General features: G+C 70.5%; 23 protein-coding genes. 8 read left to right on the top strand and 15 right to left on the bottom strand.

All coding sequences use genetic code 11. The features are described 5' to 3' along the window. A partial coding sequence (locus DQW85_RS07065) for a GAF domain-containing protein (RefSeq protein WP_240196981.1) occupies positions 1-1,373 on the bottom strand: 1,373 nt, incomplete at its 3' end. Then, a complete protein-coding gene (locus DQW85_RS07060; protein ID WP_113699580.1) occupies positions 1,373-2,122 on the bottom strand; it encodes a 3-hydroxybutyrate dehydrogenase in 750 nt (249 codons plus the stop codon). The genes DQW85_RS07060 and DQW85_RS07065, both read right to left, overlap by 1 nt. Positions 2,123-2,362: 240 nt before the next feature. On the opposite strand from DQW85_RS07060, the gene trpD reads away from it, so the two are divergent. Next, a complete protein-coding gene (gene trpD / locus DQW85_RS07055) occupies positions 2,363-3,403 on the top strand; it encodes an anthranilate phosphoribosyltransferase (protein ID WP_113699579.1) in 1,041 nt (346 codons plus the stop codon). 38 nt (positions 3,404-3,441) lie between these two features. Here trpD and DQW85_RS07050 read toward each other — a convergent pair whose 3' ends face one another. The 3 genes from DQW85_RS07050 to DQW85_RS07040 are packed head-to-tail and all read right to left on the bottom strand — an operon-like array spanning position 3,442 to position 5,965. Then, positions 3,442-4,587 carry a thiolase family protein gene (locus tag DQW85_RS07050; RefSeq protein WP_113699578.1) on the bottom strand — a complete coding sequence of 382 codons (1,146 nt, stop codon included), beginning with the start codon at positions 4,585-4,587 and terminating at the stop codon, positions 3,442-3,444. Next, complete coding sequence (locus DQW85_RS07045; protein ID WP_113699577.1) at positions 4,584-5,213, bottom strand: CoA transferase subunit B; 630 nt, start codon at positions 5,211-5,213, stop codon at positions 4,584-4,586. The genes DQW85_RS07050 and DQW85_RS07045 overlap by 4 nt, the downstream gene beginning before the upstream one ends. Continuing rightward, positions 5,210-5,965 carry a CoA transferase subunit A gene (locus DQW85_RS07040; RefSeq protein ID WP_113699576.1) on the bottom strand — a complete coding sequence of 252 codons (756 nt, stop codon included), beginning with the start codon at positions 5,963-5,965 and terminating at the stop codon, positions 5,210-5,212. The genes DQW85_RS07045 and DQW85_RS07040 overlap by 4 nt, the downstream gene beginning before the upstream one ends. A gap of 161 nt (positions 5,966-6,126) precedes the next feature. On the opposite strand from DQW85_RS07040, the gene DQW85_RS47900 reads away from it, so the two are divergent. Then, the gene (locus DQW85_RS47900; protein WP_113699575.1) at positions 6,127-7,623 is read left to right on the top strand and encodes an IclR family transcriptional regulator domain-containing protein; all 1,497 of its coding nucleotides are present in this window, start codon (positions 6,127-6,129) and stop codon (positions 7,621-7,623) included. Between the two features lie 62 nt (positions 7,624-7,685). Here DQW85_RS47900 and DQW85_RS07030 read toward each other — a convergent pair whose 3' ends face one another. Continuing rightward, complete coding sequence (locus DQW85_RS07030) at positions 7,686-8,063, bottom strand: winged helix-turn-helix transcriptional regulator (protein WP_113699574.1); 378 nt, start codon at positions 8,061-8,063, stop codon at positions 7,686-7,688. Between the two features lie 120 nt (positions 8,064-8,183). Between DQW85_RS07030 and DQW85_RS07025 the strand changes: the two genes are divergently transcribed. Beyond that, positions 8,184-9,062 carry an NAD(P)-dependent oxidoreductase gene (locus DQW85_RS07025; protein ID WP_113699573.1) on the top strand — a complete coding sequence of 293 codons (879 nt, stop codon included), beginning with the start codon at positions 8,184-8,186 and terminating at the stop codon, positions 9,060-9,062. A gap of 362 nt (positions 9,063-9,424) precedes the next feature. Here the strand turns inward: DQW85_RS07025 and DQW85_RS07020 are convergent, their stop codons facing one another. The 3 genes from DQW85_RS07020 to DQW85_RS07010 all read right to left on the bottom strand — a co-directional run bounded on the left by DQW85_RS07020 (position 9,425) and on the right by DQW85_RS07010 (position 12,532). After that, complete coding sequence (locus DQW85_RS07020) at positions 9,425-10,045, bottom strand: 2'-5' RNA ligase family protein (protein WP_205314944.1); 621 nt, start codon at positions 10,043-10,045, stop codon at positions 9,425-9,427. A gap of 223 nt (positions 10,046-10,268) precedes the next feature. Further along, entirely contained in the window at positions 10,269-11,174 is a 906-nt protein-coding gene (locus DQW85_RS07015) for a phosphotransferase (protein ID WP_113699571.1), read from the bottom strand. A gap of 32 nt (positions 11,175-11,206) precedes the next feature. After that, complete coding sequence (locus DQW85_RS07010; protein WP_205314943.1) at positions 11,207-12,532, bottom strand: NsdA family TPR-like regulatory protein; 1,326 nt, start codon at positions 12,530-12,532, stop codon at positions 11,207-11,209. 405 nt (positions 12,533-12,937) lie between these two features. On the opposite strand from DQW85_RS07010, the gene DQW85_RS07005 reads away from it, so the two are divergent. From DQW85_RS07005 to DQW85_RS06995, 3 genes are all read left to right on the top strand, one after another. After that, positions 12,938-13,222 (top strand): hypothetical protein, encoded by a 285-nt coding sequence (locus DQW85_RS07005; RefSeq protein ID WP_162794799.1) that lies wholly within the window; start codon positions 12,938-12,940, stop codon positions 13,220-13,222. A 448-nt stretch (positions 13,223-13,670) separates the two neighbouring features. After that, positions 13,671-13,931, top strand: coding sequence for a hypothetical protein (locus DQW85_RS07000; RefSeq protein WP_113699569.1), 261 nt, complete (start codon positions 13,671-13,673; stop codon positions 13,929-13,931). Between the two features lie 42 nt (positions 13,932-13,973). Further along, entirely contained in the window at positions 13,974-14,366 is a 393-nt protein-coding gene (locus tag DQW85_RS06995) for a hypothetical protein (protein ID WP_113699568.1), read from the top strand. A 435-nt stretch (positions 14,367-14,801) separates the two neighbouring features. On the opposite strand, the gene DQW85_RS06990 is transcribed toward DQW85_RS06995, so the two are convergent. The 4 genes from DQW85_RS06990 to DQW85_RS06975 form a co-directional block, all read right to left on the bottom strand. After that, the gene (locus DQW85_RS06990; RefSeq protein WP_113699567.1) at positions 14,802-16,187 is read right to left on the bottom strand and encodes a class II fumarate hydratase; all 1,386 of its coding nucleotides are present in this window, start codon (positions 16,185-16,187) and stop codon (positions 14,802-14,804) included. 29 nt (positions 16,188-16,216) lie between these two features. Beyond that, positions 16,217-17,923 carry a serine/threonine-protein kinase gene (locus tag DQW85_RS06985; protein WP_113699566.1) on the bottom strand — a complete coding sequence of 569 codons (1,707 nt, stop codon included), beginning with the start codon at positions 17,921-17,923 and terminating at the stop codon, positions 16,217-16,219. Between the two features lie 35 nt (positions 17,924-17,958). Beyond that, the gene (locus tag DQW85_RS06980) at positions 17,959-19,101 is read right to left on the bottom strand and encodes a serine/threonine-protein kinase (protein ID WP_113699565.1); all 1,143 of its coding nucleotides are present in this window, start codon (positions 19,099-19,101) and stop codon (positions 17,959-17,961) included. A gap of 70 nt (positions 19,102-19,171) precedes the next feature. Further along, on the bottom strand, positions 19,172-19,780 hold the full coding sequence (locus tag DQW85_RS06975; protein WP_113699564.1) for a superoxide dismutase: 609 nt from the start codon (positions 19,778-19,780) through the stop codon (positions 19,172-19,174). Between the two features lie 355 nt (positions 19,781-20,135). Here DQW85_RS06975 and DQW85_RS44245 point away from each other — a divergent pair, with 355 nt between their 5' ends. Both DQW85_RS44245 and DQW85_RS06970 read left to right on the top strand, forming a co-directional pair. Then, positions 20,136-20,279, top strand: a complete 144-nt coding sequence (locus tag DQW85_RS44245) for a hypothetical protein (protein WP_162794798.1) — start codon at positions 20,136-20,138, stop codon at positions 20,277-20,279. Between the two features lie 36 nt (positions 20,280-20,315). Further along, a complete protein-coding gene (locus DQW85_RS06970; protein WP_113699563.1) occupies positions 20,316-20,504 on the top strand; it encodes a DUF5999 family protein in 189 nt (62 codons plus the stop codon). A 98-nt stretch (positions 20,505-20,602) separates the two neighbouring features. Here DQW85_RS06970 and DQW85_RS06965 read toward each other — a convergent pair whose 3' ends face one another. Beyond that, the gene (locus DQW85_RS06965) at positions 20,603-22,198 is read right to left on the bottom strand and encodes a fumarate hydratase (protein ID WP_240196982.1); all 1,596 of its coding nucleotides are present in this window, start codon (positions 22,196-22,198) and stop codon (positions 20,603-20,605) included. Further along, positions 22,095-22,835 (bottom strand): DMT family transporter (locus DQW85_RS06960; RefSeq protein ID WP_240196980.1); only part of this gene is annotated, 741 nt, incomplete at its 5' end. The genes DQW85_RS06960 and DQW85_RS06965, both read right to left, overlap by 104 nt.

Raw genomic sequence — 22,835 nt, 5'->3', positions numbered from 1 at the left:
AGGTCGCCCGCATGGCCGCCGGGCAGCAGCAGCACGACCTCGTCGGCCCGCCCCGCCGCCAGCCCGTGCCTGAGCGCCGCCTGCGACGAGGCCCAGAACGCGGCCCGCTCCCGCTGCCCGTCGTGCCTGACGACCACCACGACGTGCGGGGCGCCCAGGTCCACGCCCAGCCTGCGCGCCCGGTCCGCCAGCCCCGGCGTGCCGGGCCGGGAGATCAGATCGTCCAGCAGCTCGCCGCGTACCCGCCCCTCGGCCTCCGCCACGCTCCTGCGGAACAGCAGCAGCAGCGCGCAGACCAGCGCGGCGCGCTCCAGGATGCGCTCTTCGGCGTCGTCGCTGCGCAGCACCAGCGTGCACAGCGGCTCCCCGCCGACGTCCACCGACGCGATGAGCAGGTCGGCCCTGCGCACGGTACGGCCCAGCGCCCGTGAAGCCTGCGCCGCCTCGAACACGCCCGCGTCGAGGTCGCCCACTCCGGTGTCCAACGAGCCGGCGATCGGCCTGCCGAGATCGTCGAGCACCACCAGCGAGCCGCCCAGCACCTCGGTCACCACGGCGGCCACATCCTCGATGCCGCCGCCCCGCAGCACCAGCGAGGTCATCCGGTCGTGCGCCAGCGCGGCCCGCTCGACCGCCTCGGCGTGCTCCCGCGCGATGCGGTGGGTGCTCGACAGCTCCTCCAGCGCGTTGCGCGTCTCCTGCAGGAGCCTGGCGTTGTCGATGGCGACCGCCGCGTGCGCCGCCAGGCTGGCCAGCAGCGACACCTCCTCCTGGTGGAAGGGCCGGGCGCTGCGGTTCGCGGCGAAGAGCACGCCGATCACCCGCTGGCCCAGCCGCAACGGCACGCCCAGGATGGCGACCAGGCCCTCCTCCGTGACGGCCTCGTCGATGTGGTCCTTGTGGTGGAAGCGGGCGTCGGCGAAGTAGTCGGCCGTCGCGTACGGCACAGCCGTCTGCGCGACCAGCCCGCCCAGCCCGGCGCCCATGGCCAGCCTGAGCGTCCGGAACTTCGCCGAGATCGACCCGTCGGTAACCCGCATGTAGGTGTCGCCCCGCTCCGGGTCGTGCAGGGTGAGGTAGGCCGTGTCGGTGGCGAGCAGCTGCCTGGCGCGGTGCACGATCGCCTCCAGCACCGCGTCCAGGTCGCGCAGCGCGGCGAGGTCGCCCGCCGTGTCGTAGAGCGCCGACAGCTCGGCCTCGCGCCTGGCCCGGCGCTTGAGCAGCGCCCGCACCCGGAGCGCCTCGACCTTGGCGTGCTCCAGTTCCTCGATCGCGGCCGGGTCGGCGCCGGCCGCCCTGGCCTCGATGATGGGCCCCTCGAACTCCACGGCTGAGGCCTCCCGGCCGAGCAGTTCGAGGAAGCGCCGGATCACTAGCGCGCCGTCCAGCCGCCGTCGACGGGAAGGGACACGCCGGTGATGAACGACCCGCTCGGCCCGCACAGGAACGCGACCAGCTCGGCCACCTCCTCCGGCTCGATCAGCCGCTTGATCGCCGCGGGCCGCAGCATGATGTCCGCGACGACCTCCTCGGGCGCGATGCCGTGCACCTTGGCCTGGTCGGCGATCTGCCCCTCGACCAGCGGCGTGCGCACGTAGCCCGGGCACACGCAGGTCGAGGTGACCCCGTGCGGCGCGCCCTCCAGGGCCACCACCTTGGACAGGCCCTCCAGCGCGTGCTTGGCCGTCGTGTAACCCGACTTGTACGGCGAGGCCCGCAGGCCGTGGACCGACGAGATGTTGACGAACCGGCCCCACCCCCTGGCGTACATGCCGGGCAGCACCCTGCGCGCGATCAGGAACGGCGCCTCCACCATGACTCTCAGCATGCCCGCGAACGCCTCGGTCGGGAACTCCTCGACGGGCGCCACGTGCTGGAATCCGGCGTTGTTGACCACGATGTCGACGTCCAGCGGAAGGTCGTCGAGGAAGCCCGGGTCGAGCAGGTCGGTGACCACGGCGGTCCCGCCGATCTCGGCCGCCACCTTCCCGGCCGCCTCCGCACCGCGGTCGACCACCACCACGCTCGCGCCTCCCGCGGCCAGCCGCCGGGCGCACGCGGCGCCGATCCCGCTGCCGCCCCCGGTCACCAGCGCGGTCCGCCCCATCAGCTCCTTCGCCATGCCTCCGACCCTAGGCGCTCCGCCAAGCGCCGAGCATGGGCCCGGACGACATAGATCGCCGTTCCTCTATGTGGCCGTCTCCGGCTGCTAAGATCCCTGGCATGAACGCGTATCCGTCCGTCTGGCCCTCCGCCTCCTAGGCGGACCCGCAGCGCATACGCACCCCGGCCGCCTCGACGAGGCGGCCTCCGCATGCCGGTCACGCCCCCGTCGAGCACCTCGACCCACGAAAGGGCGTCCATGACCACCACCTGGCCATCGCTGCTCGGCACGCTCCTCGACGGCACTCCGCTCACCACCCGGCAGGCCGGCTGGGCCATGGGGCAGATCATGTCCGGCGCGGCGACGGACGCCCGGATCGCGGCCTTCGCCGTCGCCATGCGCGCCAAGGGCGAGACCGTGGCCGAGGTGGCCGGGCTCGCCGACGGCATGCTCGCCCACTCCTCCGCCATCAGGATCCCCGGCGACACCGTGGACCTGGTCGGCACCGGCGGTGACCGTACCGGCACCGTGAACGTCTCGACCATGGCCGCCATCGTGGCCGCCGCGGCCGGCGCCCGCGTCGTCAAGCACGGCGGCCGGGCCGCGACCTCCTCGTCCGGGTCCGCCGACGTCCTGGAGGAGCTCGGCGTGCGCATCGACCTGCCGCCCGCGGCCGTCGCCCGGATCGCGGAGGAGGTGGGGATCACGTTCTGCTTCGCGGGCTCGTTCCACCCGGGGTTCAGGCGCGCCTCCGGGCCGCGGCGCGAGCTCGGCGTGCCCACCGTCTTCAACTTCCTGGGACCGCTCACCAACCCCGCACTGCCCCAGGCCCAGGCCGTGGGCGTGTCGGACGCGCGGATGGCCCCCGTCATCGCGGGCGTCCTCGCCGAGCGCGGCGGCTCCTCGCTCGTCTTCCACGGGGACGACGGCCTCGACGAGCTCACCACCTCGGGCCCGTCCACGGTCTGGGTGGTGCGGCGCGGCGCGGTAACCCGCACCCGCTTCGACCCGGCCGACATCGGCCTCCCGCGCGCCCGGCTCGCGGACCTGCGTGGCGGCGACGCCGCGCACAACGCGCGGGTGGCGCGTGAAGTGCTGGCGGGGCAGCGGGGGCCGGTGCGGGACATCGTGGTGCTGAACGCCGCCGCCGCGCTGGTGGCCGCCGACGGCTCCCCGCCGGCCCGCGACCTGACCGAGGTGCTCTCGTCGGCCGCCAAACGCGCGGCCGACGCGATCGACTCGGGCGCGGCGCCGGACGTGCTCGACCGCTGGGTCTCCGCGTCGGCCAGACTGCCCTGAACCTCAGGGCAGCCTGGCCTGAGCCTCAGGGCGCGGGGCTACCGTTCGAGGACGACGGCCAGGCCCTGGCCGACCCCGATGCACAGGGTGGCCAGGCCCACGCCGGAGCCCGCCTCGGCGAGCCGGTGGGCTACCGCCCCGGTGATCCGCGCCCCCGACGCGCCCAGGGGGTGGCCCAGCGCGATCGCGCCGCCGTACGGGTTGACGATCGCGGGGTCGAGGTCGGGCAGCTCGGCCAGGCAGCCGAGCGCCTGGGCGGCGAACGCCTCGTTCAACTCGACGAGGGCCAGGTCGCCGAACCTCCTGCCCGCCCTGTCCAGCGCCGTCTTGGCCGCCTCGACCGGGCCGAGGCCGAAGTAGCGGGGTTCGAGCGCGCTGACGCCGGTGGCGGCGATCCTGGCCAGGGGCTCGCGCCCGGCCAGCCCCGCCTCGTCGGTCAGCAGCAACGCCGCGGCGCCGTCGTTGAGCGGGGAGGAGTTGCCCGCGGTGACGGTGCCGCCCTGGCGGAAGACCGGCCTGAGCCTGGCCAGTGCCTCCATGGAGGTGTCCTCGCGGATGCCCTCGTCCCTGGACACCTCGCCCACCGGCACGATCTCGCGCTCGAACGACGCCTTGGCCGCCTTCTGGTGGCTGGCCAGGGCGAAGGCGTCCTGCTCCGAACGGGTGATGCCGTGCTTGTCGGCGATCAGCTCGGCCCCCTCGCCGAGCGCCACGGTGTGCTCCTCGGGCATCCGGGGGTTGACCAGGCGCCACCCGAGCGTGGTGGAGACCAGTTCCTGGCCGCCGGCGGGGAACGCGCGGTCGGGCTTGGGCAGCACCCAGGGCGCGCGGGTCATCGACTCCACGCCGCCCGCGATCACCACCGAGGCGTCGCCCAGCGCGATCGCCCGGTAGCCCTGGATGACCGCCTCCATGCCGGAGCCGCAGAGCCGGTTGACGGTCAGGCCGGGAGTGGTCACCGGGAGCCCGGCGAGCAGCGCGGCCATCCGGGCGACGTTGCGGTTGTCCTCGCCCGCGCCGTTGGCGTTGCCGAGGATCACCTCGTCGGCGCGCTCCAGACCGGTCCGCTCGGCCAGTGCCCTGATGGCGTGCGCCGCCAGGTCGTCGGGGCGGACGCCGGACAGCGCTCCGCCGTACCTGCCGATCGGCGTCCTGACCGAGTCGACGATGTAGACGTCCTTCATGAGATCACCTTCGCTGCCGTACGGCTTCGCAGCTCCGCCCCGCTCACTCCGGGCGCGGTCTCCACGAGCACCAGGCCGTCGGCGGTCACGTCGAGGACGCCGAGGTCGGTGATCACGCGGTGCACGCACGCCCTGCCGGTGAGCGGAAGGGAGCACTCTTCCACGATCTTGGGGGAGCCGTCCTTGGCCGTGTGGTCCATGATCACGATCACCCTGCGGGCGCCGTGCACCAGGTCCATCGCCCCGCCCATGCCCTTCACCAGCCTGCCCGGGACCATCCAGTTGGCCAGGTCGCCGCGGGCGGAGACCTGCATGGCGCCCAGGACGGCCACGTCGATGTGCCCGCCGCGGATCATGCCGAACGACAGGGCCGAGTCGAAGAAGGACGCCCCGGGCAGGACCGTGACCGTCTCCTTGCCCGCGTTGATCAGGTCGGGGTCGACCTCGTCCTCGGTGGGGTACGGGCCCACTCCGAGGATGCCGTTCTCCGAGTGGAGCACCACGTCCACGTCGGGGGGCAGGAACGACGGGATGCGGGTGGGCAGCCCGATGCCGAGGTTGACGTGGTCGCCGTCGTGCAGCTCCGCCGCGGCCCTGGCGACCATCTCGTCCCTGGTCCAGCTCATGAGGGGCGCACCGTCCGCTTCTCGATGCCCTTGTCGGCGGCCTGCTCGGGGGTGAGCACCACCACGCGCCGCACGAACACGCCCGGTAGGTGCACCTCGTCGGGGTCCAGCTCGGTCAGCTCCTCGACCTCGGCGATCGTGACCCGGCCGGCCATCGCCGCCAGCGGGTTGAAGTTCCGGCTCGACCTGGCGAACACCAGGTTGCCGTGCCGGTCGCCGCGCGCCGCCCGCACCAGGGCGAAGTCGGTGGTGATGGCGCGCTCCAGGACGTACTCCCGGCCGTCGAACTCGCGCACCTCCTTCGGCGGCGCGGGCACGGCGATCGAGCCGTCGGGGGCGTGGCGCAGCGGCAGGCCGCCGTCGGCGACCGGGGTGCCGACGCCCGCGGCGGTGTAGAACGCGGGGATGCCGCAGCCGCCCGCGCGCAGCCGCTCGGCCAGGCTGCCCTGGGGGGTCAGCTCCACCTCCAGCTCGCCCGCCAGGTACTGCCGCGCGAACTCCTTGTTGTCGCCGATGTAGGAGGCCGTCACGCGGGCGATGCGCCGGGCGGCCAGCAGGATGCCCAGGGCGCCGCCGTCGACGCCGCAGTTGTTCGACACCACGCTGATGCCGGTGACCCCCGAGTCGTACAGGGCCCTGATCAGCACGTTGGGGATGCCGCTGAGGCCGAACCCGCCGACCGCGAACGAGGCGCCGTCCCGCACGTCCGACAGCGCCTCCGCGGCGGAGGCGATCACCTTGCTGCCGCGCACGCCACTCCAGATGTTCGTATAGTGAACTTTAGTTCACTGCTCTGTGGATGAGTATGCGCGGCGGCGGCGACCCCTGTCAAAGTGCTTGCGAGTTGGCGTGCTGCCAGCTGGTGATGCCGGCGGCCGGTGATGCTGTCAGCCGGCGGTGATTAGGAGGACCGATGGAAGCGGCCGGCACCTTCGAACGCGGCCTGGCCGTGCTGCGCGCCCTGTCCGCCGACCCCGGGCGGCGGCTGCGCGCGACCGACCTGGTGCGCGCGACCGGCCTGGCCAGGTCCACGGTGGACCGCATCGTGGCGACCCTGGCCAGGCTCGGATACCTGCGTGTCGAGGACCGCGACGTGCTCCTGGCCGGCCCGCTGATGGAGCTGGGCGAGGCGTACCTCGCCTGCGGCGGCCTGGTGGACGCCGTCGGGCCACACGCCGACCGCCTGGCGCGGGCCCTGGACGAGACGGTCTCGGTGGCGGTCCGCGACGGCGACGGGCTGCGCCTCGTCGGCCGGTTCGCCCGGCGGCGCACCATGTCCATCGCCTTCCGGGTCGGCGACCCGCTACCCGCCGACCGCTGCGCCCCCGGCCTCGCGCTGCTCGGCCCCCCCGCCGCGTCCGGGGTCTCGACGCCCTTGGCCTCGACGCCCTGGGCCGAGGACGATCAGCTCATGGAGCCGGGGCTGATCGCGGTGGCGATGCCGGTACGTGACGGCGGCGGCAAGGCGGTCTGCGCGGTGAGCGTCCACAGCCACACCAGCAGGCACACCCTCCCCGGGCTGCGCGCGCACGCCCTGCCCCGGCTGCGCGCCACGGTCGCCGAGATGGAGAAGGTCCTCTCCGATCCGGTCCCGCCGCCCGCGTCTCCCGCCCTCGCGGTGGACGCCTCCCGCGCCGCCAAGCAGGAGCTGGGCGCCGAATACCTCCAGTCACTGGCCCGCGGCCTGGCCGTGCTCGTCTCACTCGGCTCGGCGCGCGGCGGGCTGACCCTCGCCGGTGCGGCCAAGGCGACCGGCCTGCCCAGAGCCACGGTCAGGCGGGCGATCCTCTCCCTGGAACGGCTCGGGTACGCGGTCGCCGAAGGGGCCAGGTTCGTCCTGCTGCCCAGGGTGCTGGAGCTGGGGTACGCCCACCTGTCAGGGCGGACGCTCGGCGACATCGTCCACCCGCACCTGGTGGACCAGGTGGCGCGCGTGCGCGAGTCGGCGTCGGTGGCCGTGCTCTCAGGCGACGACGTCGTCTACGTGGCTCGCGTGCCCACCCGGAGCATCATGAGCGTCGACATCACGGTCGGCACCCGCTTCCCCGCGTACGCGACCTCGATGGGCCGCGTGCTGCTGGCCGGCCTGCCCGACGAGCACGTGGCCGCGATCGAGCCCCGGCCGCTGACCGAGCGCACCGTCACCTCGCCCGTCGACCTGATGGCGGCCGTCCGCCGGGCGCGGGCCGACGGCTACGCCCTGGTGGACCAGGAGCTGGAGGAGGGCGTGCGGTCCATCGCCGTGCCGGTCCGCGACCGGCACGGACGGGTCGTCGCCGCGGTGAACGTGGCCACCCACGCCAGCCGCGTGCCCACCGAGGACCTCCTGCGCGACGTCCTGCCCGTCCTCACCGAGACCGCCGCCCGGATGACGGCGGACCTGGCGCTCATCCGCCACCCCCTGACCTGACGGAACCTCCCGGACCGAACGGATCCCTATCGCGCCCGGTCTACCATCCGGCCCGTCCGCTTCTACCGCCGCACTGTCGCGGCAACGTCGACGGAGACCTTGTCGGCCCCGATCCGCCGCATACGTTCGGTGCCCCATTCTCCCAAGGGGGCCAGGGCGGCGTTGAGTGAGACGCCGTGCTCCGTCAGGGAGTATTCGACCTTCGGTGGCACCTCGCGGTACACCTCACGATGTACGAGCCCGTCTTCTTCCATCTCACGCAGATGTTGAATCAGCATCTTCTCGCTGACGCCGGGCAGACCGCGGCGGAGCGCGGCGAACCGGCGCGTCCCATGGTGGTGCAACTCCCAGAGGATCAGTGACTTCCACTTGCCGGCGACCACGTCCATCGCCGCGTCGATGCCGCAGAAGTAGGGACCACCTCGTGCTGATGTCGCCATCCGCCCCTCCAAGACCTACTTACCCATGAGTGAGTACCCCACCAAATAGTCCGTACTGGTCAACCATACCGGCAGCCGAGAGGATTCAGCCGATCGATGAACACGAGGGGGAGCCGCGGAATGACAACCGACAACAAGAGTGTCCAGGTGGGCGTGCTCGGGCTGGGGGCGATGGGTAGCGCCCTCGCAGGCGCCCTGGTAGAGGCCGGATACGCGACAACAGTCTGGAACCGATCACCGGGGAAGGCGGACGATCTCATCGCGCAGGGCGCCAAGGCCGCTGCCACGGCCGGAGACGCGGTCCTGGCCGGCGAACTGGTGATCGTATGCCTGCTGGACCACGCGTCGGTCCACGAGGTGCTCGATCCGCTCTCCGATGAGCTGGCCGGACGAACTTTGATCAACGTAACCACGACGTCGCCCGCTCATTCACGGGAGTTGGCCGCCTGGGCCGCCCATGCCGAGGTCGCGTATCTGGACGGCGGCATCATGGCCGTACCGCACATGATCGGCCAGCCTGGGGCGTCGATCCTCTACAGCGGATCGCCCGATGTCTTCAATCAGTACAAGCCGCTGCTCGATCTGTGGGGAACCTCCACCTACTTCGGGGAGGATGCCGGGTTGGCGTCGCTGTACGACCTCGCCCTGCTCGCGGGCATGTACGTCATGTTCGCCGGATTCCTGCACGGGGCCGCCATGGTCGCGCCGGCCGGCGTGACGGCGGGCGAGTTCGCCACCATGGCCACACCTTGGCTGACCGCCATGACCGGCGCCTTCCAAGGGTTCGCCGCGGTCATCGACGGTGGGGACTACACCGTCGAAGGTCAACAGAGCCTCGAGTTCTCCAGCCTCGGTGACCTCCTGGCCGCCAGTTCCGCCCAGGGCATCGGCACCGAGGTGGTCGACATGGTCCAACGGCTCATCCAACGCCAGATCGACGCGGGCCACGGAGACGAAGGCTTCGCCCGAATCATCGAGAGCATCAAGCAACCGGGCTAAGGGCTCGCGCGGATAGGTGCGCGGCGAAGTCGGGGCAGGACTTGCCGCGGTGCGCGAGGCCGCTACGCAGGTGTCGGTAGAACTGCTAATTGAGCTACCGCACTTCGCGGCATGCGGCTCCGCGGAAGCGGTGAACCGGCAGTCAGCCGCCGGGATGCGCAGGGACGGGACCGGCCTGCTGTCCGCGACGTGTTTCGCGGACAACCACACCATTGGCGACCTGAACCACAGCCCGCCACATCACATCCGTGCGCCTGGGAGGAGGCCGGTCGCAGAGGCGCATGGTCGGCAAGCGCTACTCGGGCCCTGTCGGCGACAGGGCGGTCAGGCAGGCCAACGCGGCGCCTCCCAGCCGATTGCACTCAAGCGCCGAGCGGCACTGTGGCGAAGCTGTCCCACTCGTACATGCGCCGGTCCCGGCCCAGCACGATCAGCTCAGCGCTGCGCACCGGCGCGACCGCGGGTGCCGCCTCGACGGCGTCGAGCGCCGCCAGCGCCGGCCCGGCTGGGCCGCCAGCGTTGCTGTAGGCGATGGTCACGTGCGCGGCGAATCCATCGGCCGGTTCGGGCACGGTCGCCCACACGTCGCCGATCGCCGCGCGGATCGCGTCCCGCACGGCGGATGGCGGCTCGGCGGGTGCCGCTTCCCACCGGATCGCCTCCGGAGTGATCCTCGGCCGGTCCAGCGTCAGCTCGAACGGCGCGATACCGGCCAGCCGCTTCGTCGCCGCCTGGACGATGGCATGCATGTCGGCCTCGTCCACCTCTCCCACGAAGCCCAGCCCCTGCGTGGTGAGGTGCAGCCACTGGTCGGGAACGAGGTCGAGGCCGGGGACGTCGGCCAAGCCGTCGCGATATGCCTGCGCGAGCCTGTGCACCTCGGGTGCGTCCTCGAAGGTGAGGTGCCAGGTGTAGAACCGCCGCCCCTGCTCCCAGCCCGGCCTCCACCACCAGTGGTCGGCCATCCTATGATCATCGCCCATGTCCCCTACCTCCCCAGGTCGGCGGTGGAGCGCGGGCTCGCTTCCCGCGCCCACCGTGCTCACCGCGTAGGCCCAGCCGGAACACCACCTCGTCCGGCGGACAGGTGCTCGTCGTCAGACAGCTTCGAGCACCGCGCGGGCGGCTGTCTGGGCATCGTGGGAAATGGTCATGGTTGGACCGCTGTTGGTTCAGCTGCGCAGCTCGGCCACCGTATGGTCACCGTCAGAGGATGTTCCACTGGAAGGCGTGGTCCTCGCGCCTCAGCCCGGCGATACGCCGAAGTACTTCGGCGGCCTTGTCAGGGGTGTGGGTTGACTTCCTCGCGTTAGTGGAGATCATCCTCAACTCGCGAAGGTCCCGGAGAACGGGATAGCCATCCCACGCTGTGATGTCCCAGCCGTACGCCGCCGCGAAGTCGCGGTAGTCGTCCACTCCGTAGCCGAATCGCCGGCAGTGGATCTCGATCGTCACGAGATCCCACTCGGGATGGCCAACGGTGACACTGTCCCAATCGCACAGCACAACGCCGTCGGTGCTGTGCAGCGCGTTCTTGTGGTGCGGGTCTCCTTGCAGGATGGTCTCGGGTGGGAGGACGTATCGCACGTCGGCCAGCTCTCTCTCAAGCCGATCGACTCGCTGCTCCAGGAAACGCAGGTCCTCTTCCGGGAGGACGACGGCGGCCTGACGCAGAGACGCCCGGATCGCGCCGACCGCGTCGGCGCGCGGCAGCGATACGGGAGGATCGCTAAGGCTGTGCAGGATGCTTAGTGGCTTCGCCAAGGTGCTCGCAAGGATCGGTTCGGGCGGCTGGGGAAGGAACGCCCAGAGCGTGACAGGGTGGCAGTCGAGAACCAGGGGCTGGGCATCGGGAGCGTGTAACGGCACGGTCGGAAAGCCCATGTCCATGAGCCAGCGGACGAAGCACACCGTGCGCTCGACTTCGGCGAGGTCGGTTCCAGCACGGGCGACTTTCACAATGACGGACGAGACCGGGAGGAGGATGACGGCGTTGGTCTGCCCTCGTAGGATCTCCGCGCCGACAGGGTCAAGCCCTGCGATGTCGCATGCGCGGTGAAGCAGCTCCAGCAGTTGGGCTTCGGCGAAGCCGCCATAGATCGGGGCGCTCATACAGCCAGGCTGTCGCACGGGGCGCCGACTTGTCACACGTCTCCAGGCGGCAGCGCTAGGACCTCCTTCAACTCTCGTGCAGGTCGTGCGGTGCGCAAATGCCGCGGTATGGCGTTCATGACGTCTCTCGCCCGAATCCCGAGGATCAGCGTTCGGTGCTCTGCTGGGACTTTGAGATATGTGGAGCTGGTCATCTGGCACGCCTCTTCCAGCGCGTGTTCCTGGGCGAGGCAGATGGCCTCCTCAATGTGCAGCAGCGCCGGGTCGATGCCGGCTTGGCCTTCGTAAAGCTGAAGTCCCCGCTGACGAACGGCGCGGGCCCTTCCGTGCTGGCAGAGGTGGGTGAAGACGCCGCTCATATACAGGTAAAGGCGCCGTTCGGGGAAGGCGAAGGCGTCGTTGTCGGGACGCGGGTCGATCTTGCTGAAAAGTTCTTGTGCTTGGTTCAGAGCATGGAGAGCGGCGGCGGCATTGCCCTGGCGAGCGTATGCCCGAGCCTCGGCTGCAGCCGCGAAGGCGGCTGTCTCTGTAGGTTGTGGTCCTGCGAGAAGCCTCGCCTCACTCGCAAGGCGCACCGCTGCCTCGATCGGGCCGTAATAGTAGGGGAGCATGGCGGTCTGGGCCCGGACGCGGGAACGGAGGAGGCGGTTTCCGCTGTCGTCGGCGGCTGTCTGGGCGGTGCCGTACCAGGCATGAGCCTCCGTCAGGTTGCCGAGCTTCATCAGCGAGTCGGCGATCAGCGTGGCGATGATCGCTGTCATCTTCGACAAACGCGCCTGAGTCGCGGTGGGCTGGCGCTCCGAGGCCAGCATGTGCACCTCGTGGAGTTCGCTGAGCAGCCTGCGCAGCATCTGTTCAGGTGGCGAGGTGATGTATTCCGCGCGAAGCCGCGACAGCCGTTCTCCGAGGTGATCCAGCTGCCACTGGGTGACGGTGCTTGAGGCGAGGGTGCGGTCCACCTCACGCCGACTGGATTCCAGGAGTTCCTCGATCGAGGACGATTCGTGGTTCCAGCCCGTCTGGTGTGGGCTGGGCTGCCCTTCCCTGAGCGGAGTGGCTGGGCGAGCGGGAACGGCGGCGGTTCTCGCCGGCAGTTCGCAGTCGCCGACGACAAAGCCTAAATCTATGGCATCCGTCGCATAGAGCCGGCACAGGAGGGCGACAGTTGCTGGCCGGGGAGTTCTACCGGCGAGTGTCTCCCATAGTCCCCACTGGTCGCGGTCGGTCTTCGGCGGTTCGATCCCTAAAGTGCTGCAAAGTCGGCGCAGTTGGACGACCGCCTCTTTCAACGTCCAATCGCGCGCCAACCGGTGGGCGCGGAGACGACTGACCTGGCAGCAGTGGACGATCGCGTCCACGGTTCGAGCGAGCGGCCAGCGCTCTTGCTGGGCGTGGCACCGCCACCGCGCTGCACACGATCGCTTGTGTGGCACGTCCCGCCTCCGGTGCACGGCATCATCGGGCACTCATTCACCGTAGGCATTTCATGCCGCGCCGCACAGGCGAACCCGGTTTTGTCGGCGTACCAGTGACAGAAACAGTGACTAAATCACTGGAAGCACATAGTCACTGTTGTCCAGACCACGCTGTGGCGCAATTCTCGATGCCACGCGGTGAGCAGGCCGTAGAGGCCATTCGCCGTAGCAGTCACCACTCCATTCGGGCGGCATGCCCCTTTCGTCGCCATTGACCTAAACGTGAGGCCGCTGATGCTTATCCGACGTGAATCCTCAGGCACAGCGAAGCGCGTCAACCGCCGCATCGTGAACTCCGCCATGGGCTGGGCGTGGGCAGCCGAGCTGACACAGCAGGTCGGGGGCCGGTGGCTGTTCCTGTGGGAGCCCGGGGGGCAGCACCTCACCGCCTTCTACGGGGGCGACACGCCCAAGCCCATATACCGCAAGGCGAAGACGCCCCAGGAGATGTGGAGTCGCATCCACGAAGTCGAACTGAACATGCTGCTGACCGCAACGGCTGTTGGGCGGCCTGTTCGCTGGCCGATGGATTCTGCCACGACGCAGTCCGTCCCCTGGGAGGCGGCTGGATGACACAGAGCAAGCGTGGGCGATGCTGGCGGTTCCGGGTCTGCCAGCCTCGCCCGCGCCCCAGAGCGGCCGGGGGAGAGGGTGCCCCGTGGCCGCTTGCCAGGGCGCGGGCCAGAGGTCGGCTGTCGTATGCCTCCCCCTCTGGCCCGCGCCGCCCATACTCGCAGCACACGGGCGGGCGCGGTCTGCGAGCACCATCTCTCGGCCGCCCTCGGTGCCCCGCTGCGCGAGCACGCGCCACGCCCGCACCCGGTGGGTGGCCGGGCCCTCGGAAAGGCCGGGCCACACCGCCCGCCCGCCTTCCTTCACCGCCACCCTCGCGCAAAGGCCATGACTATGAATGCCGGTATCGCTCTCGCGTTCCTGAACGGCTTCAATGGGGCGCCCTCAACGGACACCACCGGCCTGTCTGTGCCACCGGACGACGAGGCGCAGGCGGAAAGCGCTGACGATGAACGCTGACTCGCCACCGGCGGCAGACGAGCCCTCGTGGGTACCGTTCCAGCGTCACAACGACCTGTACCGGGTCAAGGTCACCTCATGCTGCTGCCAGTACGAGTTGGTATCGCAGGGCGGCCAGTACCTGATCCTGCGGCCCGCCCCGGGTGGCGGCTACGAGGAGACCGCACGCGGCATCTACCGCGCCACGATCGGCGTGTGGGACAGGCTCATCATCGAGCACGCCGGACACCACCGGCACCAGCCCCGGTGACGAGGCCAGGAGGCGGCCGCCCGCGTCGAGAGCCTGGAGGAAATGGGACTCAATGTGGTCCGCCTCGTTCCCGCAATCGAGGAGTGGCTCCCGAACTGGTGCCGCCGCCAGCATCAGCCCCGCAAGCTGGGCCACAACTGGCACATCTTCATCGCTGAGTGGGAAGGCGTGCCAACCCCCTCACTGGACGAGGCTCACGGTCTACGCCGGTTCCACCGGCCGCACCTTCAGGCCCTGGCCGAACGGACAGCCGCCTACGCCGTGGGCGACGTGACACCAGGGGCGTTCGCCGCGGCTCCAGGTCTTGAGCTGCCCTGGGCGTACTGGGCTCACCGTCTCGGCCTGGTCGACCTGCCACACGATGCCCTGACCCGCATCGTGGACCGCTCAGCCTCACCTCCTGGGCCCGTGCTTCTCGACCGGCGCCATCAGTAGCGGTCCAGGGGATCCTTCACGTGCGGGATGGCAGCCTGACGTCGTCGAACAGCCTCTGGCCCACGCCTATTACTCACCACTCCGGCCCACGTCCTGTTCGCCTCTCGGGCCAGGTCAGTGTCTATGGGTGAAAGCGTCGGGCGTAGCCCGACACCGGGGGGACGTCCGAGCGAGAGCGAGGGCCGTGCTTGTGGGTGGGTGTCAGGTGGCCCACCGAAGGAGGCGGGCAACGGGTGGGTGCCCTTTGGTGTCGGGTCAGGGAATCGCTTTCTCGCGCTCGGGGTGACGCCCTTTCTGTGGGCGAAAGCGTCGGGCGTAGCCCGACACCTGGGGGGCGTCCGAGCGAGAGCGAGGGCCGTGGTTGTGGGTGGGTGTCAGGTGGCTCACCGAAGGAGGCGGGCAACGGGTGGGGGGCTCGGGGTTGGTTCTGGGAGGCTAGGGGTGGGTCATGGAGAGGACGTCGAGGGCGGCGTCGAGTTGGGCCTCCGTGAGGGTGCCGTTGGCGACGTGGCCGCGTTCGATGACGACGTCGCGGATGGTCTTGCGTTCCGCCAGGGCCTGCTTGGCGATCTTGGCGGCCTCCTCGTACCCCACGTAGCGGTTGAGGGGCGTGACGATCGACGGTGAGGACTCGGCGTACTCGCGTAGCCGGTCGGTGTTGGCCGTGATCCCCGTCACGCAGCGGTCGGCGAGCAGCCGGGACACGTTGGCCAGCAGCCGGATGGACTCCAGGATGTTGCGGGCGATGACCGGCAGTTGCACGTTGAGCTCGAACGTGCCCGACGCGCCCGCGAACGTGATGGCCGCGTCGTTGCCGATGACCTGGGCCGCGACCATGGCCGTGGCCTCGGGGATGACCGGGTTGACCTTGCCGGGCATGATCGACGAGCCCGGCTGCAGGTCGGGGAGGTTGATCTCGGCAAGGCCGGCCCGGGGGCCGGAGCCCATCCAGCGGAGGTCGTTGGCGATCTTGGTCAGTGAGACGGCCACCACCTTGAGCTGGCCGGAGAGCTCGACGATCGAGTCCTGTGCCCCCTGGGCCTCGAAGTGGTCCAGCGCCTCGATGAACGGGATGCCGGTCGCCTCGCGGAGCTTGGCGATGGCCATCTCGGCGAAACCGGGAGGGGTGTTGATGCCGGTGCCGACGGCCGTGCCGCCGAGCGGCAGTTCGAGCACGTGCCCGAGGGCCGATCTGACCCGTACCACCCCGTGCTCGATCTGCGAGGCGTAGCCCGCGAACTCCTGCCCGAGCGTCACCGGCGTGGCGTCCATCAGGTGCGTCCGCCCGGACTTGACCGTCTCCTCGAACTCGACGGCCTTGGCGCGCAGCGCCGTCGCCAGGTGTTCGAGCGAGGGCAGCAGGTGGTAGGTCACCTCGGTGGCCGCCGCCACGTGGATCGAGGTCGGGAAGACGTCGTTGGACGACTGGGAGGCGTTGACGTGGTCGTTCGGGTGTACGGGACGCCCGAGCCGCTCCTGGGCGAGGTGTGCGATGACCTCGTTGGCGTTCATGTTGGACGAGGTGCCGGAGCCCGTCTGGAAGACGTCGATCGGGAAGTGGTCGTCGTGCTCGTTCTCGGCGACGTCGGCCGCGGCCTGGGCGATCGCCTCGGCCAGGTCCTTGTCGATCACATCCAGCTCGCCGTTGACCTCCGCGGCGACCGCCTTGATCAGGCCGAGCGCGGCTATGTGCGACGGCTCCAGTGGCCGTCCCGAGATCGGGAAGTTCTCGACCGCCCGCTGGGTCTGCGCCCGCCACCTGGCACCGGCCGGTACGCGTACTTCGCCCATCGAGTCATGTTCGATCCGGTACTCGCTCATGTCCCCAGTCTGTCCCACGCGAGCGGGGGTCAAGCGGACAGCACCGCCACGATGAGGATGGCGATCACCACCGCCGCCGCCGCGGCCACTCCCATGAGGATGAGCATCCCGGTGCGGTCGCCCGCCGGACGCTGTTCCGGGCCGGCGATCGCGAACAGGTCTGTGCCGAGCCCGCCCGAGTCTGGACGCTCCGGCGGGGGCTGCCCCATACCGTAAGGAGGCCCCACTTGGGGCCCGGCCGGGTGCGTCGCGTACGGCGGCTGGGGCATGCCCTGCGGGGGCTGGGCGAACGGCTGGGCGCCGCCGGGCTGGGGCGCGGGCAGAGGGTACACCTGCTGTCCCGGCGAGCCGCTCTGCGGCCTCGGCACCTGCACGCGCCTGGTGGCGAAGGACCCTTCGTCGTGGGGATCGGGCGGCGGGCTCTGGGGCGGGTGGCCCTGCGCCCCCGAGGGAGGCCCGTCCTGCGGCATCGGAGCCTTGGGACGCATCACGCTGACGGTCCGGTCCGGGTCGAACCTGTCGCCGGGCGATGGCTCGTACGGGTCCGCCTGCGAGGGCTCGTACGGGGGCTGCTCGGATCTGGGGTGCTGCTGGGCCTGGGCGGGCGCCCCGGACACCCCGGAGGACGCCCTGGACGCTCCGGAGGACGCCCCGGGAGCGCCGGACGCCGGGCCTGCCTTGGCGTGCGGCACCGTGCCAGGACCCCGTGCGGCGAGCGACTGCGGGCCGGGCCGCACGCGAGGTGCGGGCTGCGGGTGAGGGGAGGGCTGCGGGTGAGGTGCGGGCTGCCCGGGAGCGCCCGGCTGCCCGTGAGGTGAAAAGTGCCCGTGAGGCGAGGGCTGAGCGTGAGGGGCGGGAACGCTGTGCGGTGGGGAGGCGGCGGCCTCGGCGGTGATGGCCGGCATCTCGCTCGTCGGCGTGTCGGCGACCATCCTCAGCATCGTCTCCGCCTGCGCCGCGCTCAGCCGCTGCTTGTAGTCCTTGGCCAGCAGGCCGTGCAGCACCGGCCGGAGCTGCCCGGCCTGGGTGGGGGGATCGGTGTCCTCGCTCAGCAGCGCGGCGAGGGTCTCGGCGATCGTGGCGCGTTCGTACGCGGGACGCCCCTCGACGGCGAAGTAGAGCGTCGCCCCGAGCGACCAGATGTCGGACTCGGGTCCTGTGTATTCGCCCCTGGCCCGTTCGGGGGCGGTGTAGCCGGGGGAGCCGATCACCATGCCGGTCCTGGTGAGGCGGGAGTCACCCTCGGCCCTGGCGATGCCGAAATCGGTCAGGACCACGCGTCCGGTCTCGGTGATCAGCACGTTGCCGGGCTTGACGTCTCGGTGCGTTATGCCCTGTGCGTGCGCGGCGCGCAGCGCGCCGAGGAGGTCGACGCCGATCTCGGCCACCAGCCGGGCGGGCAGCGGCCCCTCCTCGTCGATCACCTGCTCCAGCGAGCGCGCCTCGACCAGCTCCATGATGATCCACGGGCTGTTGTCGTGGATGAGCACGTCGTGGATGGCGGCGACGGCCGGATGGCTGATCCGCGCGGCGATGCGCCCCTCGCGCACCATCCGCTCGCGCAGCTCGGCCCGCTGCTCCTCGGTGAGCCCCGGGTCCTGGCGGATCTGCTTGACCGCCACCTCGCGCCCGAGTGCGCGGTCATGGGCTCGCCATACGGTGCCCATCGTCCCCCGGCCGAGCGGTGAGATGAGCTCGTAACGCTCCGCGAGCAGGCGAGTCTGGTGTTCGGGCATGAGAAGAAGATATCTATTCTCGCTTGGGAAGTGCTTTACCCTCGCTTGCGAAGTTCACGCGGCCAGAATCGCCGGGGAAGGCAGAGCTTTATCATCGTCGCCTTGAAACGGGCATAAATGGACAAAGTGGGACGAGGTTCGACGCGCCTGCGGTGAACGCCCTCACCCGGCCTGCGCTCCTGCCGCGGGACGGGCCCCGCCTTGGTGGCCGTGTCGGTCACGGTGCCGCCTGTGAGCGCCGCCGCGGTCGCCTCCGCCCGGTGCAGCCCGCGATGCGCGGGCCTGCGCGAGAAAGGGGGCGTCGAGATCACCGATCCCGGGCGCACGCCCCGACGGGAGGCGAGCGGCTCCTCCGCCGAGCCGCCCGCCGCCACGCGGGCCAGCATGAGGGAGGCCCGCACTGAGTCGAGCCTGGTCTGCGGGTCGATGCGGAGCAGCGCGTCGAGGACCGGCCCCAGCGGCCCCGCCTTGGGCATCGGGATCGGCTCGCCGCTGGTGAGCGCGGCCAGCGCGGCGGCGGCGGTGCGGCGGCCGTGCAGGCCCCTGCCCTCGACGGCGGTGTAGAGGGTCGCCCCGAGCGACCACAGGTCGGCGGCGGGGCTGGCCTTGGAGCCGAGCACGCGCTCGGGAGCGATGTATCCGGCCGAGCCGAGCACCATGCCGGCCTGGGTGATGGAGACGTCGCCCTCCAGCGCCGCCAGCCCGAAGTCGGTGAGCACCGCCCGGTCGTCGGTCACCAGGACGTTGCTGGGCTTCACGTCGCGGTGCAGGATCCCCTTGGCGTGCACGGCCCGCAGCGCCCCGAGGATCTGCCGGCCGATCTCCGCGGCCCTGCGCGGCTGGAGCGGGCCGTCCTGCTGGATGAGCTGCTCCAGGGACCTGGCCTGGAGCAGCTCCATCACGATCCACGGCCGGTCGTCCTCGGTGACCACGTCGAACACGGTGATGACCGAGGGGTGCGCGACCATCGCGGTCGCCCTGCCCTCGCGCTCGGTGCGCGCGCACAGCTCGGCGCGCAGCTCCTCGTCGAGCACGGCGGGCAGCCGGACCTCCTTGACCGCCACGTAGCGGTCGAGCAGCTCGTCATGCGCCCGCCACACGGTCCCCATGCCGCCGCGGCCAACCGGTTCGAGGAGCCGGTAGCGCGCCGCGAGAAGGTAACCGGAGGGCGCACGCATGCCTGGCAGCTTACCTATTCGTGTAAACCGTCCAGTAGAGGCCGGGCCGATAAAAAGTTGCGAATCTGAGTCAACCCGTCTGACTCGTAACGTCAGTAAAGCGCGCGGCCACATCCGTCCAGTCGACAAGGCTCCACAGTTTCTCGACATAGTCGGGGCGCACGTTGCGATACTGCAGGTAGTAGGCGTGCTCCCAGGCGTCGAAGACGAGCAGCGGCGTCGTGTTGAGCCCGACGTTGCCGTGGTGGTCATAGATCTGCTCGACGACCAGCCTGCGGCTCAGCGGCTCCCAGGCCAGCACGCCCCAGCCGGAGCCCTGCACGGACGACGTGGCGGCGGTGAGCTGGCGCTGGAACGCCTCGAACGTGCCGAAGTGCTCGTCGACGGCGTCCCCGAGCGCGCCGTCGGGCCGGTCCCCGCCGTCGGGGGAGAGGTTCTGCCAGAAGATCGAGTGCAGCACGTGGCCGGACAGGTTGAAGGCGAACGTCTTCTCCAGTCCCACCAGGCCGCCGAACTCGCCCTTGTCGCGGGCTTCGGCGAGCCGCTCCAGCGTGTCGTTGGCGCCCTTGACGTACGCGGCGTGGTGCCTGGAGTGGTGGAGTTCGAGGATCTCGCCGGTGATGGCCGGCTCCAGCGCGGCGTAGTCGTAGGGCATGTCGGGAAGGGTGTACTCCCCCATGGGGCCTCCTTGTCGGTCTCGCTTTCCACCGACACTATTGCAAGGAACTTGCAACTGCGTCAGCATTGCGACCTAGGGCCATGATCGGACAGGATGGCGATGTCAGTTCGGTCCACGCAGGCACGGACGGCCCGCCGCCGTCCGTGCCTGCGCCTTCTCGGCCTTCCTTGCATGTCGCTTGCGAAACACGGGCGACGAAGGTAAACGCCTGGCATGCTTACGACTGGGGTTACTGACCGGAACTCGGGGGTTCGTCAGTGAGTTGTAAGGGTGACGTAAGGGGGCGGGGGCAGAGTGAAGTTACCGAACGGGGCAGTCCCTCGACAGCCGGAAAGTGTCGGTGACGATCGTCACAATGAGGGCATGCGCCAACGACCATGACGGCTACGTCAAAGGACGTGATGAGATGCGCCAGACCCAGATCCGTCCCCGGCCCCGCAAGCCGGTGGGCCAGTCGCTGGACCTCCGCACGCCATCGGGGCGCAAGCTGCCCTTCTGAAACCCCACAGCAGGAGCATCATCTGAGAGGTGCACGATGTGCAGTCACTTCCCCGTTTGCCCCAGCGCCGACTCGCCCGACCGTGAGGCGTCCCACGTGATCGCGGCCCACCCCGACCAGGGTTGGAGCCTGCTCTGCAACGGTGTTCTGCTGTTCGAGGACACCGGTCTGCTGCTCCCCGACGGCACCATCGTGGCCCCGCACCGCGCCCCCGTCGCCGCCTGACCACCCCTCCGGGCAGGACCGCCTCCAGGTCGCCCCGTGCAGGCACAAGGGGGCCGTCCCAGAGCCGTCGAACGGCGCCCGCGTGCGGAGCCCCCGCGTCAGCGGCGGCGCCCGATGCTCAGCGCCGGTCCCGTGCGATCGGTGAAGAAGTCGTCACCCTTGTCGTCGACGACGATGAACGCGGGGAAGTCCTCGACCTCGATCTTCCACACCGCCTCCATCCCCAGCTCCGGATACTCCAGCACCTCGACCTTCCTGATGCAGTCCTGCGCCAGCCTGGCCGCGGGGCCGCCGATCGAGCCGAGGTAGAAGCCCCCGTACTTCTGGCAGGCGTCCGTCACCTGCTGCGACCTGTTGCCCTTGGCGAGCATGACCATCGAGCCGCCCGCCGCCTGGAAGCGCTCGACATAGGAGTCCATGCGGCCCGCCGTCGTCGGGCCGAACGAGCCCGAGGCGTATCCCTCCGGCGTCTTCGCCGGGCCCGCGTAGTAGACCGCGTGGTCCTTCAGGTACTGCGGCATCTCGCCGCCGTCGTCGAGCAGCTCGGCGATCTTCGCGTGGGCGATGTCGCGGGCCACCACCAGGGGGCCGCTCAGGGAGAGCCGGGTCTTGACCGGATATTTCGTGAGCTGGGCGAGGATCTCTGGCATGGGCTGGTTGAGGTCCACCCGGACGACGTCGTCCGAGAGCTGCTCGCCGGTCGTCTCGGGCAGGAAGCGGGCCGGATCGGTCTCCAGCTGCTCCAGGAACACACCCTCAGCCGTGATCTTGGCCAGGGCCTGCCGGTCGGCCGAGCAGGAGACGGCGATGGCCACGGGGCAGGAGGCGCCGTGGCGGGGGAGCCGGATGACGCGGACGTCGTGGCAGAAGTACTTGCCGCCGAACTGGGCGCCGATGCCCAGCCGCTGGGTCAGCTCGAAGACCTTGGCCTCCAGCTCCAGGTCGCGGAAGCCGTGCCCGGACGCGGAGCCCTCGGTGGGGATCGAGTCGAGGTAGCGGGCGCTGGCGTACTTGGCGGTCTTCAGCGCGTACTCGGCCGACGTGCCGCCCACGACCACCGCCAGATGGTACGGCGGGCACGCGGCGGTGCCGAGCGAGCGGATCTTCTCCTCCAGGAACGCCAGCATGCGCTTCTCGTTGAGCACCGCCTTGGTCTCCTGGTAGAGGAACGACTTGTTGGCCGACCCGCCGCCCTTGGCCATGAACAGCAGTTTGTACTCGTCGGCGTGGCCGTGCGGGTCCTCGGCGTAGAGCTCGATCTGGGCGGGCAGGTTGCTGCCGGTGTTCTTCTCCTCCCACATGGTCAGCGGCGCCATCTGGGAGTAGCGCAGGTTGAGGCGCGTGTAGGCGTCGTAGACGCCGCGCGAGACGTGCTCGGCGTCGCGGCCGTCGGTCAGCACGTGGCGGCCCCGCTTGCCCATGACGATGGCGGTGCCGGTGTCCTGGCACATGGGCAGGACGCCGCCGGCTGAGATGGAGGCGTTCTTGAGCAGGTCGAGCGCGACGAACCGGTCGTTGCCGCTCGACTCGGGATCATCGACGATCTTGCGGAGCTGGGCCAGGTGGGACGGCCGCAGGAAGTGGGAGATGTCATGGATGGCCGTCTCGGTGAGCAGGCGCAGCACCTCGGGTTCGACCTCCAGGAACGTGCGGCCCGCCGCCTCGACCTTCCGCACCCCCTCCGATGTGATCAGCCGATATGTGGTCTCGTCGGCACCCAGCGGAAGTAGGTCGGTGTAGTCGAACTCGGCCATGCCCATCCTTTCGGTCTCCCAAAGAGTACGCCCACGCGCGCGCCGGTCCGGAGCCGCGGGGCGGGGTGACGCGTCCCGCCGTGAGCCCCACCGCGATGCCGCTGATCACCAGGCCGGCGCCGACCAGGTCGTACGCGGACGGTGTCGCGATGCCCAGCACCAGCCCCGTGACGATCGCCCCGACCGGGATCAGGCCCGCGAACAGCCCCGCCCGGCCGGGCCCCAGCCTGGGCAGCGAGGTGTACCAGAGGAAGAACGCCACCACGGTCACCACGACCGTCAGGTAGCCGAAGCCCGCCGCCTCCGCGGGCGTGGGCACCCGCAGCATGCCCGTACCCTCCATGGCCAGCCCGATCGCGGCCAGCATGGGCACGGCCAGCACCGTCGAGTAGGCGCTTACCCGCAGGGCCCCGAGCTTCGGCAGCAGCGGGATGGCCAGCAGCGAGAAGCTGATCTCCCCGGCCAGCGCGCCGAGCGCCCACAGCAGCCCGGGGAGGGTGCCGCTGCCCAGCCCGGTCGCCAGCGTGGCCCCGGCCACCACCACACCCGCGCCCGCGAGCAGCCGGGGAGCGGGCCG

Source organism: Nonomuraea lactucae, from assembly GCF_003313395.1.
GTDB classification, from domain to species: domain Bacteria; phylum Actinomycetota; class Actinomycetes; order Streptosporangiales; family Streptosporangiaceae; genus Nonomuraea; species Nonomuraea lactucae.
This window is presented reverse-complemented; position numbering and strand designations above follow the sequence as displayed.

Bases quoted from the DNA above. Each gene is read 5' to 3' on its own strand.
- trpD (WP_113699579.1), top strand. From the start codon at position 2,363: ATGACCACCACCTGGCCATCGCTGCTCGGCACGCTCCTCGACGGCACT.
- DQW85_RS07030 (WP_113699574.1), bottom strand. From the start codon at position 8,063: ATGGCGACATCAGCACGAGGTGGTCCCTACTTCTGCGGCATCGACGCG.
- DQW85_RS06980 (WP_113699565.1), bottom strand. From the start codon at position 19,101: ATGCGTGCGCCCTCCGGTTACCTTCTCGCGGCGCGCTACCGGCTCCTC.
- DQW85_RS06985 (WP_113699566.1), bottom strand. From the start codon at position 17,923: ATGCCCGAACACCAGACTCGCCTGCTCGCGGAGCGTTACGAGCTCATC.
- DQW85_RS07015 (WP_113699571.1), bottom strand. From the start codon at position 11,174: ATGAGCGCCCCGATCTATGGCGGCTTCGCCGAAGCCCAACTGCTGGAG.
- DQW85_RS07020 (WP_205314944.1), bottom strand. From the start codon at position 10,045: ATGGGCGATGATCATAGGATGGCCGACCACTGGTGGTGGAGGCCGGGC.
- DQW85_RS07000 (WP_113699569.1), top strand. From the start codon at position 13,671: ATGAACGCTGACTCGCCACCGGCGGCAGACGAGCCCTCGTGGGTACCG.
- DQW85_RS06990 (WP_113699567.1), bottom strand. From the start codon at position 16,187: ATGAGCGAGTACCGGATCGAACATGACTCGATGGGCGAAGTACGCGTA.
- DQW85_RS47900 (WP_113699575.1), top strand. From the start codon at position 6,127: ATGGAAGCGGCCGGCACCTTCGAACGCGGCCTGGCCGTGCTGCGCGCC.
- DQW85_RS44245 (WP_162794798.1), top strand. From the start codon at position 20,136: ATGAGGGCATGCGCCAACGACCATGACGGCTACGTCAAAGGACGTGAT.
- DQW85_RS07050 (WP_113699578.1), bottom strand. From the start codon at position 4,587: ATGAAGGACGTCTACATCGTCGACTCGGTCAGGACGCCGATCGGCAGG.
- DQW85_RS06995 (WP_113699568.1), top strand. From the start codon at position 13,974: ATGGGACTCAATGTGGTCCGCCTCGTTCCCGCAATCGAGGAGTGGCTC.
- DQW85_RS07045 (WP_113699577.1), bottom strand. From the start codon at position 5,213: ATGAGCTGGACCAGGGACGAGATGGTCGCCAGGGCCGCGGCGGAGCTG.
- DQW85_RS06975 (WP_113699564.1), bottom strand. From the start codon at position 19,780: ATGGGGGAGTACACCCTTCCCGACATGCCCTACGACTACGCCGCGCTG.
- DQW85_RS06970 (WP_113699563.1), top strand. From the start codon at position 20,316: ATGTGCAGTCACTTCCCCGTTTGCCCCAGCGCCGACTCGCCCGACCGT.
- DQW85_RS07060 (WP_113699580.1), bottom strand. From the start codon at position 2,122: ATGGCGAAGGAGCTGATGGGGCGGACCGCGCTGGTGACCGGGGGCGGC.
- DQW85_RS07025 (WP_113699573.1), top strand. From the start codon at position 8,184: ATGACAACCGACAACAAGAGTGTCCAGGTGGGCGTGCTCGGGCTGGGG.